The 12,766-nt window shown below is 54.0% G+C and carries 12 protein-coding genes; 5 read left to right on the forward strand and 7 right to left on the reverse strand.

The window, feature by feature from the left end:
- Window positions 1-129: 129 nt before the first annotated feature.
- Window positions 130-3,030 (reverse strand): leucine--tRNA ligase, encoded by a 2,901-nt coding sequence (gene leuS / locus MV421_RS02890; RefSeq protein WP_297517797.1) that lies wholly within the window; start codon window positions 3,028-3,030, stop codon window positions 130-132.
- 185 nt (window positions 3,031-3,215) lie between these two features.
- A complete protein-coding gene (locus MV421_RS02895; protein ID WP_297421638.1) occupies window positions 3,216-4,292 on the reverse strand; it encodes a Xaa-Pro peptidase family protein in 1,077 nt (358 codons plus the stop codon).
- 127 nt (window positions 4,293-4,419) lie between these two features.
- Here MV421_RS02895 and MV421_RS02900 point away from each other — a divergent pair, with 127 nt between their 5' ends.
- The 3 genes from MV421_RS02900 to MV421_RS02910 all read left to right on the forward strand — a co-directional run bounded on the left by MV421_RS02900 (window position 4,420) and on the right by MV421_RS02910 (window position 6,259).
- Complete coding sequence (locus MV421_RS02900; RefSeq protein WP_297421621.1) at window positions 4,420-5,004, forward strand: 50S ribosomal protein L15e; 585 nt, start codon at window positions 4,420-4,422, stop codon at window positions 5,002-5,004.
- Window positions 5,005-5,120: 116 nt separating this feature from the next.
- A complete protein-coding gene (locus MV421_RS02905; protein ID WP_297421636.1) occupies window positions 5,121-5,576 on the forward strand; it encodes an RNA-binding protein in 456 nt (151 codons plus the stop codon).
- A 14-nt stretch (window positions 5,577-5,590) separates the two neighbouring features.
- Entirely contained in the window at window positions 5,591-6,259 is a 669-nt protein-coding gene (locus MV421_RS02910) for a Ribonuclease P protein component 3 (protein WP_297421634.1), read from the forward strand.
- A 14-nt stretch (window positions 6,260-6,273) separates the two neighbouring features.
- Here MV421_RS02910 and MV421_RS02915 read toward each other — a convergent pair whose 3' ends face one another.
- Both MV421_RS02915 and MV421_RS02920 read right to left on the reverse strand, forming a co-directional pair.
- Entirely contained in the window at window positions 6,274-7,599 is a 1,326-nt protein-coding gene (locus MV421_RS02915) for a TrpB-like pyridoxal phosphate-dependent enzyme (protein WP_297421619.1), read from the reverse strand.
- A 352-nt stretch (window positions 7,600-7,951) separates the two neighbouring features.
- Entirely contained in the window at window positions 7,952-8,776 is an 825-nt protein-coding gene (locus tag MV421_RS02920; RefSeq protein ID WP_297421617.1) for a hypothetical protein, read from the reverse strand.
- A gap of 79 nt (window positions 8,777-8,855) precedes the next feature.
- On the opposite strand from MV421_RS02920, the gene MV421_RS02925 reads away from it, so the two are divergent.
- Together MV421_RS02925 and MV421_RS02930 are read left to right on the forward strand one after the other, a co-directional pair.
- Window positions 8,856-9,674: a TIGR00341 family protein gene (locus tag MV421_RS02925; RefSeq protein ID WP_297421615.1), complete on the forward strand. Its 819-nt coding sequence runs from the start codon at window positions 8,856-8,858 to the stop codon at window positions 9,672-9,674.
- Window positions 9,674-9,853, forward strand: coding sequence for a hypothetical protein (locus tag MV421_RS02930; protein WP_297421613.1), 180 nt, complete (start codon window positions 9,674-9,676; stop codon window positions 9,851-9,853). The genes MV421_RS02925 and MV421_RS02930 overlap by 1 nt, the downstream gene beginning before the upstream one ends.
- On the opposite strand, the gene MV421_RS02935 is transcribed toward MV421_RS02930, so the two are convergent.
- From MV421_RS02935 to MV421_RS02945, 3 genes are read right to left on the reverse strand one after another with little or no spacing between them, the layout of a single operon-like run.
- A complete protein-coding gene (locus tag MV421_RS02935; RefSeq protein ID WP_297421611.1) occupies window positions 9,850-10,296 on the reverse strand; it encodes a hypothetical protein in 447 nt (148 codons plus the stop codon). The genes MV421_RS02930 and MV421_RS02935 overlap by 4 nt on opposite strands.
- Before the next feature lie 37 nt (window positions 10,297-10,333).
- A complete protein-coding gene (rqcH, locus tag MV421_RS02940) occupies window positions 10,334-12,286 on the reverse strand; it encodes a ribosome rescue protein RqcH (protein ID WP_297421609.1) in 1,953 nt (650 codons plus the stop codon).
- A gap of 40 nt (window positions 12,287-12,326) precedes the next feature.
- Window positions 12,327-12,611, reverse strand: coding sequence for a hypothetical protein (locus tag MV421_RS02945; RefSeq protein WP_297517800.1), 285 nt, complete (start codon window positions 12,609-12,611; stop codon window positions 12,327-12,329).
- Window positions 12,612-12,766: the final 155 nt, after the last annotated feature.

Here is a 12,766-nt window from a genome sequence, read left to right on the forward strand (position 1 = left end):
CATCCTGAGGCATATGGAATCAAAATACAAGAGAAATCTTCCACTGGATATCATGTGGGAAATTGGCGTTATAGCCTTTATTTTAGTGTGGCTGATAGGCAGATAAAGAAAAATTAGAATAAAGGTTCCTCACTCCACAAACACCGCCGGCTTCAGCGGCATTGCCTGTTTCTTCTTTCCTCCCCTGTCTTCTTCGGCGTTGATGATTATCTCCAGGCCGAGTTCCTTCTCCATGAAGTCCTTCGCCTCTCTGAGGGCCTTCTCCTCGTCGATGCGCTTCATGTCGAAGGCCCTCTCCTTGATAAGCCTCTGGATGAGCCTGCTTACCTCCTTGCCATGCTTCCTCATCTCGGGGTCCTTCATCAGTTCGCCCATAGCAGACTTGAAGTCCCTCTTCTCGGCCACGATCTCAACAACGCGCCACTTCCACTCCGGTGCAGTGTAGAGGTAGGCCCTCTTGGCGTCTTCGAGCTTAGCTACGTGGATAATCTCCTTGATGTCCTCGATGACGGACTGGACGAACTGCTCCTCCGCCTCGACGGTCTCGTTCCACCACTCCTCGACCGGCTCGGGCCACTTCGCCAGGCTGACGAAGCCCTCCCCGCCGAGCTTCTCCCAGAGTTCCTCACTGATGTGCGGTGTGAACGGCGCCATGAGCCTGACCCAGACCTCGGCGAGCTTTCTCAGGACATAGCGCTTCGTTTCGTCGTCCCTGCCCTCGGTTCTGCGCATGTACCAGCGCAGGTCGTTGAGCACCGTGTAGAACGCCCACTGCACCGCCGTCCTCGTCCTGAACTCCTCGAGGGCCTTCGTCGCTCTCTCGATGGCCTTGTTCAGACGGTGAAGCATCCAGCGGTCTATGTCCTTCAGCTCGGTTTCTTTAGCCTCATAGGTTGAGAACTCGCTTATCAGCTCGTAGAAGCGCTCGACCTGCCTGCGGAGCTTTCCGACCTCCTTCCTGCGCCAGTCGAAGTCGCTGTCGTGCTCGGCCAACCCCATTATGTAGAGTCTCACCACATCGGCACCGTTCTCCTCGATAGCATCTATAAAGTTCAGCACGTTGCCCTTGCTCTTGCTCATCTTGGTGCCTTCCAGCGTTCCGAAGCCGTTTACCGCTATTCCCCTCGGCCAGTGCTCTTTCCTGAAGATGGCGGTGTGGTTGAAGATGAAGAACGTCAGGTGGTTCGGGATGAGGTCTTTCGCCGAACAGCGCCAGTCGAGCGGGTACCAGTACTCGAACTCCTCCTTCATCTCATGGATGGTCTCCGCTGGAATCCCCGTCTTCTCGGCCAGTTCTTTCTCCTTTTCCTCGCTGAACTCCTCGCGGAAGATGTAGTCGAAGAAGTCCCTGTCGAGCTTCTCGGGGTCGAGCCTGCCCTCATTCCTAAGGCGGTTCATGTGCCTGCTTATCGTGTAGTAGACCATGTATATCGTTGAATCGCTCAGGCTCTCGATAACCCAGTCGGGGTCCCACGGGAGCGGGGTTCCCAGACCAACTTTCCTCGCGCAGGCCTTCTTGTCGAGCCAGTCGATTATCGCCTCGAACTGGGCGCGCCTGCTCTCAGGGTAGATGGTCATGTTCGCTAAAGCTTCCCTCGCCTTCTTCTTCCACTCGGGGTTGCCGTAGTCGATGAACCACTGGTCGTGGATTATCTTGATGACCGCCTGGTTGCCGAAGCGCGAGATGACCAGCTTCTCGGCGAACTCGTACATTATCTCCGCTATGCCCTTCTCCTGGAGCTCCTTCGCTATCAGATCCTTAGCCTCCTGGACGGGCTTGCCGGCGTAGGGCTCTATCTTGAAGACTCCTTTGTGGTACTCGGCCTTGTAGATGTTCTTGGTGGCTTCTTCGAGCTTCTCAACGTCCTTCTGGCTCTTCACGCCGAGCCTCTCTACCTCTTCAACCGCCGGGAAGTCCCCGTAGCCCTCCAGCTTGATCAGCGAGATGTAGCTTATCTCCTCCACAACCCTCGGGTTTACCTCGTACTTGAGGAGTATCTCCGTCTCCTTCTTCAGGTCTTCCAGAGCGATGTGGTCGAAGGGCGCATGAGCCGGAACGCTCATAACGACTCCAGTCGCGTTGTCAGGGTCAACGAACTCCGCCGGCAGGATTATGACCTCATCTCCGGTGACAGGGTTCTTGACGTATTTCCCAATAAGCCTCTCGCCCTTGAACTCCTCGATTACCTCAATCTCCTTGTCCTGGAAGGAGAGCTTGTAGGCGGCCTCCTTGCTGACTATCCAGGTCTCAACATTCTCGCCGCGCCTGACCTTCGCCTTAACGTATGTTGCCTCCGGGTTCAGCCACATGTTGGTGACGCCGTAAACCGTCTCGGGCCTGAGCGTCGCCGCTGGCATGTAGATTTCCTCGCCGTCTTCCTGGAGGATGAACTTGATTATAACGTAGTCCAGGATCTGGACGTCTTCACCCTCCATTATGTCGTGGTCTCCAAGGGCGGTTCCGACGACTGGGTCCCAGCGGACGCGGTGGGCACCCTTGACGACCAATCCAAGGTCTTTGAGCGTCCAGAACTGCCACTCGATGAACTTGCTGAAGGGAGGGAAGAGACTTGTAGTGTGGAACTCGCGCGTCCAGTCAACGCCGAAACCGGCGCGTATGAAGGTCTCCTTCGCGGACTTCATGAAGTACTTGACTATCTCCCTAGGGTCCTCGAACTTCCAGAGTATCTCCTCGGGAACCTTGTAGACGTCGCGGTAGATGTGGATGGTCTTTGGGTCGCGCTGCTTTATGCGCTCCGCTATTCCAACTATCGGCGCGCCGGTGATGTGCCACGCCATTGGGAAGAGGACGTTGTAGCCCTGCATGCGCTTGAACCTAGCGATAACATCTGGAATCGTGTATGTTCTTGCATGCCCCACGTGAAGGTGACCGGAAAGGTATGGGAAAGCCACTGTTATGTAGAACTTCTTGTCCTTCGGTTTTGCGTTCCTGTCAGGTTCGAAAATCTTCTCCTCAAGCCACCTCTTTTGCCACTTCTCCTCAATGGCCTTGAAGTTAAGTTCCGTCATGCCTAAAACCTCCTATGCCGTGATTTCCAGTCTTTAAAGAGAGATGAACTTTAAAAGAGTCGGACTCAGGAGTAGGGGGGTTATCGGTGAAATCAGACACCGCTGAGATTCCGACGGAGAAGACACTCCCCCCTCATCGGCATCGGAACGGGTAACGGGGTTGGGTATTTAAGGTTTTTGCTCGCTTAGACTATGATAAGCTCCCTCTCCGCCCTCGTCAGCCTCTTCCCCCTTCCATCTATAACAGCGATGTCATCTTCTATCCTCACGCCGCCGAGGCCGGGGACGTAGATGCCCGGCTCTATCGTGAAGGTCATGCCGTTTTCCAAGGTTACTTCGCCGTCGGGGCCGATGAACGGTTCCTCGTGGACATCCAGGCCAAGACCATGCCCGGTTCTATGGGTGAAGTACTCGCCGTAGCCGGCTTTTGCTATGGTTTCTCTTGCCGCTCCATCTATCTCCTTCGCCTTTGTCCCAACCCTAACTGTCTTGTAGGCCTCCTCTTGAGCTTCCTTTACGACCTTGTATATCTCGACCAGTCTTTCGTTTGGCTTTCCTAAAGCAATGGTTCTCGTCATGTCAGAGCAGTAGCCTCTCCACTTTGCCCCGTAGTCGAGGATAACGAGGTCGCCCTTCCTCAGCCTTCTTTTCCCCGGGGCGTGGTGAGGATTAGCGGCGTTCTCTCCGCTCGCCACTATCGGCTCGAAGGATATCCCGTCGGAAAGCTCCCTTATCCTTAGCTCCATCTTCAGAGCCAGCTCGCTCTCGCGCATTCCGAGGAGCTCCCAGCCGAGGAGTTCTTCGAATACCCTGTCAACTACTTTGGCCGCGTGCTTCATTAGTTCTATCTCGTGTTCGTCCTTCCTCATGCGAAGCTCCCTTATTACTGAGCTGAGCGGGTAGAACTCAAAGTCCCTGTTGGAGATGCGCAGGATGTTGATGAGCCAGTCCGATCTCATTGTGTCTTCGACGAGCAGTTTTCCGGATGAAAGCTTGAATTCAGCTAGTATCCAGGCGAGCTTCTCGTAGGGGTTTTCGCCATCGCGCCAGAATGTGGCCGGAAAGTTCCCCACGACGTTCTTGTATAAGCCCGGCGCAAGGAGGCGGTAGCTCCCGTCAGAGCCTGTCACTAAGAGGGTCAATCTTTCCCCTGCTTCGTGTACCTGCAGTCCCGTGAGGTAGTACATGTTCGTCCCGGGGCTTATTAGAGCGCCGTCGAAACCGCGCCCCTTCATGAGGGAGATAAACCTTTCAAGGCGCATGTGTTTCACCGTACTCCCATATCCCGCAACCCTTAAAAACTCAACCTCTAACTCGGCTCGACTGGCGGGGTCAACCCGCGGGATGTTCCCGTAAGGGAGAACCACAAGCACGGAAGGGGTGAACGAGATGAGTATGTACAAGTACATTAGGGAAGCCTGGAAAAGCCCGAAGAAGAGCTACGTTGGAGACCTTCTCAAGGTCAGGATGATAAAATGGAGGAGAGATCCGGTCGTCGTCCGCGCCGAGAGGCCGACCCGACTTGACCGCGCTAGGAGCCTCGGCTACCAGGCCAAGCAGGGTTATGTAATAGTTCGTGTCCGCGTGAGAAAGGGCGGAAGGAAGAGACCTAGGTGGAAGGGCGCGAGGAAGCCGAGCAAGATGGGTATGGTTAAGTACTCGCCAAAGAAGAGCCTTCAGTGGATAGCCGAGGAGAAGGCCGCCCGCAAGTACCCGAACCTTGAGGTTCTCAACAGCTACTGGGTCGGAGAGGACGGTATGTACAGGTGGTTCGAGGTCATTCTTGTTGATCCGCACCACCCGACCATCAAGGCGGACCCGAAGATCAACTGGATAGCTGGCAGGGCACACAAGGGGAGGGTATTTAGAGGCCTCACCTCAGCTGGAAGGAAGAGCCGCGGCCTGAGGAACAAGGGCAAAGGAGCAGAGAAGATCAGGCCTAGCATAAGGGCCAACAAGGGCAGGGGCAAGTGAAGCCCCTCGATCTTCTCCTATTCTAACACACTGCCTGTGCTTTTGATATGGATTTCTGCCAGATTCTCGAGGATTACCTTTTAAAATCACCTTCCCAATTCACTCCGGTGAGAAAGATGGCAAAGCTGGGGGCACACTACGTCAGGCTTACCACGTTCATCCAAGCCACTGAAGATGAGGACAAGGTTCTCGAAGCAATAGCAACGTTCATCCCCGAGGAGATCGATGATGAGGATACAATTTTTAACATCGACGAGACGAGGGGATTCTTCGGCAATCCAATTAAGGTTGTCAACGTTGAGATAAAGAGGAGCAAAGCCGTGAGGCAGTTCATCAACTACTTCAAGGAACTCCTGAGCGAGGAGGATAGGAACTACCTTCTGAAACACCTCGACGAGAAGGTCGACGAGGAGGGGACCTTCTATGTCCGCTTCAACAAGCAGAAGGCGCATCTCGGCGACGTTGAGATAGATGAGGGGCCGGACGTGATCCAGGTCAGAATAAAGGTCAAGGCCTTCCCTATGAGGAAGGAGGCCGTTGTCAAAGCGGTTAAGGAGTGGCTGGAGGAATGAGCACGGGGCTTGAAATGCCTAAAGCAGAAGGGGTCTCTTTCTCACGCGATTACTTCATCGAGATGGATGTGAGAAGTGAGGAGGCCTATGAACTGGCTAAGGAGTGGTTTGACGAGGTTGTCTTCACCAAAAAACTCGTCCTTGAGAGGTCGCCTGACTGGGATGCTCTTAAGGAACAAATAAATGCCCTCCGCGAGACCTACGGGAAAGTCGCCCTCCTAATAGCCACAAAGAAGCCGAGTCTCATAAGGGAGGTTAAGAACCGCGGTCTTAAAGCTCTGATTTACGTCCAGGGTGGCGACATGAGGGTTAACCGCGCCTCGCTTGAGGCGGGTGTTGACGCCCTGATAAGCCCATGGTTTGGGAGGAAAGATCCCGGCTTCGACCACATCTTAGCGGGAATAGCCGCGAGGAGGAATGTTGCGGTGGGCTTTTCCCTTTCTCCTCTCCTGGGGGCAAACCCCTACAAGAGGGTTCAGCTCCTCCGCTTCATGACCAAAACCTGGCAGCTTGTGAAGAAGTACAAGGTTCCACGTTTTATAACGAGTTCCGCTGAGAACAAGTGGGAGGTTCGCTCTCATAGGGATCTGATGAGCCTCGGGATAAACCTGGGGATGGAGCTATCAGAGGCAAGGGCAAGTTTGAACTTCCACCCGAGGGGGATTCTAGGAAGGCTGGAGTGAGGGAAAAGTAAAGCTCACTCCTCTAAGGCAGGGAAGTAGTCCGGCTCGTAGTCCTCCAGCTTGCCATTTAAGTAGTCCTCGTAGCCGCCCAAGTCGAGGAGGCCGTGCCCGCTGAGGTTGAAGAGTATGGTCTCTTCCTTTCCTTCCTCCTTTGCCTTCAGTGCCCTGTCTATCGCCCCCTTTATCGCGTGAGCGCTCTCCGGGGCCGGGATTATTCCTTCCGTCTTGGCGAACAGCTCCGCCGCTTGGAAGACCTCATTCTGGTGGTAGGCGACAGGCTTTACGATTCCGTGGTTTATGAGGACGCTGAGCGTTGGGGCAAGGCCGTGGTAGCGCAGTCCGCCAGCGTGGATTGGCGGGACGTAGTAGGTGTGGCCGAGGGTGTGCATCCTCATCTTCGGGGTGTAGCCGCCCGAATCGCCGAAGTCGTACTTGTAAACGCCCCTCGTCATGCTCGGGGCCGCTTTCGGCTCGACCGCTATGAACTCGTACTCGACTTTGCCGTCGAGGACATCCTTCACGAATGGATATGCCAAACCGGCAAAGTTGCTACCACCACCTACACAGCCGATTATAACGTCCGGCTTCTCGAACTCCCGCATCTGTTCCTTCGCCTCCAATCCTATGACCGTCTGGTGCATTAGCACGTGATTGAGGACGCTTCCGAGGGCGTAGCGGGCCTTCTCGTCCATTAAAACGTCCTCTATAGCTTCACTTATCGCTACACCAAGTCCTCCTGGGTGATTCGGATCTTCGGTGAGGAACTTCCGTCCTATCCCTGTCCTGTCGTTCGGGCTCGGATAGATTTCAGCGCCGTATAGGCGTATTATCGTCTTCCTGTAGGGCTTCTGCTGGTAGCTGGCGCGTGCCATGTAAACGCGGATCTTCAGGCCGAGAAGTGCCCCCGCGAGGCTTAAAGCCGTTCCCCACTGGCCGGCGCCGGTCTCGGTGACGAGCCTCTCAACGCCCTGCTGCTTTGCGTAGTACGCCTGAGCGAGGGCCGTGTTTATTTTGTGGCTCCCGGTTACCGTTGCGCCCTCGTACTTGAAGTATATCTTCGCCGGCGTTCCAAGGGTCTTTTCGAGGTTGGTCGCCCTGAAGAGTGGCGTCGGCCTTCCGATCTTGGCGTAAAGCTTGCGAACCTCCTTTGGGATATCAATGTATCTTTCCGTGCTTATTTCCTGCTTCACAAGCTCGCCCGCGAAAATCCTCAGGAGCTTCTCAGGCTCCATCGGTTCGTCCGTCTCCGGATCGAGCGGCGGCGCCAACGGCTCCGGAAGGTTCGGCAGGATGTTGTACCACTTCTTTGGTATCTTCGAATCGGGAAGAACGGCTTTCATTCCAGCACCTCCTTTTCAATCGAGTTTGCACTAACGGTTTTAGAAAATCCCAAAAGCGAGGGAATAATGAGCGTGAGAACTAAGCCGGAGTGTTCATGAGGAAGAACGGTGCGACCAAAAACAGTCCCCCCTGTTCAGCTCAGTGCCAAAAGCAATCCCGCCCTAAAATCAATGGACTAAACCTCTTCTCAGGGGTATCATCAGGATAACCAAAAACACTCACTCCTGTCAGTCATGGGGCATCGAAGAACCGATGTGGTGGAGGTTTAATAGTCTTTCCCAGGGATAATTGTCGAACTGCCGGCTATGTTCGGAACACCGGCCTCTGATTGTCAAAATGTCAAAGAAAAAATCAATGGGAGGTTGAGTTCCCGGGTTCTTCCACTCCGCTTCCTCTTTTGATTATTTCTGCCGCTGTATTGACGTCATTCGGCGCTCCTTTGAGGACGATGAGGTTGCAGTACTGCACCCCATAGTCCTTTAGTATCTTAACGGACCCGTCTTTTCTCTCGATCTGGTACGTTGCGTATTCCGCCTGCGCCCTGTTTGTGTAGGTGAGGATTAAGACTTCCACCCCTTTTCCGATGTTCACCCTGAAGGAGAACTTCCCGAGGTACCAGTTGGGCATCGGTCCCTTCCAGTTAGCTGGCCCTATACTAACGTTGGTTGCCATGAATATGCCCCCAAGTTTGAGTCCCATTGTCTTTGCCTCGCTTTCGGGCGACGGCGCGCTTATCGGGCTGGCGTTCGAGGGATCCTGACAGAGCCAGTCCTTCCCGGCCTTCTTCATAACCTGGAGATATCTCCCCCTTATGGCCAGGAACCTGCTTCCATCGTAGGCGATGTAGTAGGTTTTGTTGTGAACCCCGCTGTTCCAGATGCTCCACTGACACTTCGTACTGCTCCAGTTGCCCATCATCATGGAGTAGCCGAGGTCAATGAGCTGACCTTCGAAGTCCCCGTAGAACTCGGCTGCGTCCTTAAGGGTTGCATTGGCCACCTGAAGGTCTCCTTTTCCCATCCACGTCAGGTTTTCGCTGAGAGGAGGATCGATCAGCCCCCACAACGCTGGCTTCTTGGGTGCTTTGGGTCTTTCCATCCAGTACCAGCCTGTTGCGAGGGACGCGATTAGAATTGCGACTAATATTCCAGCCGTCAGCCTCCTCCTCAATTCCACCACCCGTAACGGCTAACTCCCAGGAGGTTTATATGTCTCACCCCCGGAAGGGTTATTAGTACAGTCACCTAGCCTTTCTATGCTCCGTTTAGAGGTCAACTGCGGCGTTGATGAAGGTGATACGATTGGGAAAGTCCTGGAGAGATGGGGCGTTCAGTTCTACTCCGAGGAAATAATTGGTAATGGAAAGTCCGTTCTCCGCTTTACGGCTCTTGTCCCGGACTTCGTTATAAACGACCTTGCGGATGAGCTTATGAAGGTGATAGACCTCAGGAAAGGTCACTCCTCCGTTGTGTGGTTCCCGGTTAGCGGCAAGTCCGTGAAGTACTCTAGCTCCGCCAAGTCCCTGGCCAAGTACAGACGCCGCTGGAGCGCCGCCGACGTTGAGGGCCTGATAGAGCATGCAAACTCCTCCACTGAGATTGACCCAATTCAACTCACCTTCGGGGCCATTGCGTCGATCATAGCGCTCTTCGGCCTGATTACAAACAGCGTGGTCATGATAATCTCCACGATGCTTCTCTCCCCAATATTGGGGCCTCTCTACGGCTTTTCCCTCAACGTGGTTATGGGCAGGGGTAAGGGCGCCCTTAACGCGGTTTTCTCAATTCTTAAGCTCCTAGGGGTTATCCTCCTCTCGGCTACACTCACCGCCCTTCTTCTCAAGGCCGCCGGAACCATGCCTGGGCCGACCCATGAGATACTGCCCCGCGGCCACTCCGGCATCGTCTACATCCTCATCGCCATCGTCCTCGGCTACGCGGGCATAGTGGCAATAGTGAGTAGAATCCCCGAGATACTGGCCGGCGTTTCGATAGCGGCCGCCCTCGTTCCCCCAACGGCGGTCGTTGGGATCTCTCTCGTGATGGGTTGGTGGCGGTTCTTAGGGGTTCGCTGATGCTCACCGTTGAGAACGTTCTCGGCCTGCTGAGCGACTCCCTAATAGGGCTTTACATCCTCAACGTCTCCCCAAGGAGCTACTATGAGAAACGGATGGCTAAGCTCTACACGCGGAGAACGTTCGCCCTGCTTGTGCTGATGCTCACTACCATCGTCCTCTTGGAGTTTATCCCCTAAGCAAGTTCCGTCTGCTCGTAGGGGTCCCTTCCCTTCCGGTGCTTCATCAAGAGGTCATAGAAGAACTCCTTGAGCGAAGGCCCCATCTCGTCGTCGAGCAGAACGTCGGCCTTTCCCCCGTAAGATTTCTCTGCCATTGTGATGAGCGTCGCAATGGCTGGAGTCAACCCGCTCAGGAGTATGTTCACCATCTCGGGCAGCGCCTCCTCCTCGACCTCCTCATCGGCCTCCAGTCCGAGGTAGACCACGAAACCCCTCATCTGCACAGCTAAGGCAAAATCGCTCTCGCCCAGCTCGAAGAATGAAAAGTTGTAGGTTTTTGAGCCTGCCCTTGCGAGCAAAATTCCGCGTATCGATACTGTAACGGGTTCGCCGTCTATCTCAAAAACGAGATCCTTCGCGAGTTCCCTCTGTGCTATCGCGTAAAGCTCCTCTAGGGACATGATGGGCACTAGGGGGAGAGAAATAAAAGGGTTTGGGTCAACCGGCCACCTCAACAACGTCGCCGTTCCCAGGCGGAAGAACTGCCATTATATCCTCTTCTCTCATAGTATGGCCCCATCCCTCAAGGATACGCCGGATTTTCTTCACGAGTTCGCTCTTCTTAAGCGAGCCAGGCCTTATCACGATGTACCTGTCAGTATGCGCTCTCATTGCATCGGCGGGGGCACAGACAACGAAATCTTCACCATCGTAGTTTATAACGCCCACCGCTAGCTTGAGTGGGAGCCCCCTCATCCAGTTCCTCTTCCCGTAGACCATGAAGGCCCCTTTGTCGAGGTACTCACCGCTCGGAGTCTGCTTGGTGACCTGCTCCGGAAGCGCCCAGTAGGCATCTTCGCTGTAAACTCCCCTATTCCATGCCTTGCTCATGGAAACCGCGAACTGACAGGCCTCGAATATGGTTTTCTCCCCGGCTCTCTGCCCGTCTTTGATGACGACGTGTGGTGCTCCATAAACGTCCGCATGGCAGTAGAGGTCGCTCTCATCCATGTGTCTCTTGATGAGGATTTCGTTTGTTGTTGCGTCCTTACCGCCTAAAACCAGGAATCCCTCGCTCGAAACGAACCAGCGAAACTTCTCGAACCATTTTTTCTTCCTTCGCTCGATTTTTCTTACGTTCAGCTCCTTCTTCATCTCCTCCTCGATGAGTTCCTCAACCTCGTCGAGCTTTCTCTCGGTATCTTCGTATGCCTTCAAAGCTCCCTCGTATTTGTGACGGAACTTCTTGGCCTTCTCGTAGTAGAGTTCCGCATTCTCACCTATGCTCTTGTTGAGATACAGTTTGACTTTCTTCTCCTCAAGCTCTACCGTTATCGCCTTCTCCTTGGGATCGATATCCTTTACCATGAGCGCTATCTTGTTTCCTGCTTTTTTACCCTCCCCAATTCTCTTCTTGAACTCGTCCCAGCCGAGGGTTTCGGTTGCCTTCCTAAACTCCTCCAAGAGCCTTTCGATAAGGGAGTAATTTGCGTAGATTAAATCGCCTACCTCTTGGTTGACCTTCGCACCCTCTTCAAAGCCCTTCAGCATCTCCCCCTGCTTCTTCAGGGTGGTGAGGAGCTGTCTCTTCTTTGATTCGAGTCTCTTCGTCTGTTCTACCCTCGCCTTCTCGATCGTTATCCTGCCAAAGTACTCATCGAGGGCCTCGCTGAAGGTTTTAAAATAGTGCTTCTCAAGACCATCGTAGATTTTCAGTTCTATCGGGACTACGTCGTGCATATTCCCGTCCTTGAAGACGATGTTGGGTTTCGGTTCGTCGTTGAAAGTCTTGAGCATTGCCTCATAAACCCTCAGGAGGTCGTCGTCGCTCAGCTCTTTAACAGGTGTCGTCTTCTCGAAGCCCCCCCTGATGGAAATCTCCTCCGCGTACATGCCGCCCATATTGAGCTTCCTCGCCAGGGCGCGGACGAGTTCTAAACCCTCATCCTCCCGCATAAGCTCCAGGAAGCGCTCTTTCGAGACCTCGAGCGGGTTCTCCCTCGCCGGAGGATACCGGTAGTCGGCCTTTGGCATTATCCTCCTATCCTTGTATTCCTCGTAGCGGAGGGCCGCGACTATTTTGTCCTCAGAATCAACGAGGATTATGTTTCCCCTCCTGAAAAGCTCACCGATGAGGGTGTAGTCTCCGATCCTAACCTTGACTATCCTGTCGAAACCGTGCTGTTCTATCGCGTCGATGAAGCCGCCGGAGAGGTGCTTTCTCAGGAGCATAGTGAAGCTCGATGGACTCTTCGGGGCCTCCTTAACGTAACTCGTGAGGTGGAACCGCCTTCCTGCCTGGAGGATGAGGTCTGTCCTTCCCTCCTTTGTGCGGAGCTTTATCCTTATCTCATCTTTATCATGGTAAACCTTGTCGACTCGTGCCCCAACGAGCCACTGAAGCTCTCTGACAACGTAGCGTATGTCAACACTGCTCATCTCCTCCTTCATCCTCTCACCGAAAAGAATTGGGGTAGTAGGTTAAAAGCTTTCACAGAATCCTAATACCAAAGACTAGGACGAGCGCTCCAGCTATAACCAATCCTGCCCTCAGAGTGTCTGAGTTCGAGGAGTCAAGGGCTTCGTTGAGGAGCGCGAAAGAGATCCCCGCCATCCCAATCTGGTAAATAACCCAGGCGAGTTTGGAGAAGGCACTTCCGCCGGAGACTATGACCGAAAGTATCGCCCCGGTGAGGATCACCGCTATTATCCCACCAACGAAGCCACTTTCCGAACCTTCCATGTTCATTGAGACCACCGCTATCAGTACAGCCAAGAGTTAAAACGCTTTTCTGTGGACAGGTGTGGCTACGGGTTCAACTCTGCTCGCACTAAGGTTAAATACTCAAAAACTAATAACACCAGCGGTGATACGCATGAAAGGCTACTTTACGTTCGTTCTTCACACCCATCTGCCTTACGTCAGGAAGC

This window comes from Thermococcus sp. (genome assembly GCF_027023865.1).
Classification (GTDB): Archaea; Methanobacteriota_B; Thermococci; order Thermococcales; family Thermococcaceae; genus Thermococcus.

Coding starts and splice junctions, on each gene's coding strand:
- leuS (WP_297517797.1), bottom strand. CDS start 3,030: ATGACGGAACTTAACTTCAAGGCCATTGAGGAGAAGTGGCAAAAGAGG.
- MV421_RS02895 (WP_297421638.1), bottom strand. CDS start 4,292: ATGCGCCTTGAAAGGTTTATCTCCCTCATGAAGGGGCGCGGTTTCGAC.
- MV421_RS02900 (WP_297421621.1), top strand. CDS start 4,420: ATGAGTATGTACAAGTACATTAGGGAAGCCTGGAAAAGCCCGAAGAAG.
- MV421_RS02905 (WP_297421636.1), top strand. CDS start 5,121: ATGGCAAAGCTGGGGGCACACTACGTCAGGCTTACCACGTTCATCCAA.
- MV421_RS02910 (WP_297421634.1), top strand. CDS start 5,591: ATGCCTAAAGCAGAAGGGGTCTCTTTCTCACGCGATTACTTCATCGAG.
- MV421_RS02915 (WP_297421619.1), bottom strand. CDS start 7,599: ATGAAAGCCGTTCTTCCCGATTCGAAGATACCAAAGAAGTGGTACAAC.
- MV421_RS02925 (WP_297421615.1), top strand. CDS start 8,856: ATGCTCCGTTTAGAGGTCAACTGCGGCGTTGATGAAGGTGATACGATT.
- MV421_RS02930 (WP_297421613.1), top strand. CDS start 9,674: ATGCTCACCGTTGAGAACGTTCTCGGCCTGCTGAGCGACTCCCTAATA.
- MV421_RS02935 (WP_297421611.1), bottom strand. CDS start 10,296: ATGTCCCTAGAGGAGCTTTACGCGATAGCACAGAGGGAACTCGCGAAG.
- rqcH (WP_297421609.1), bottom strand. CDS start 12,286: ATGAAGGAGGAGATGAGCAGTGTTGACATACGCTACGTTGTCAGAGAG.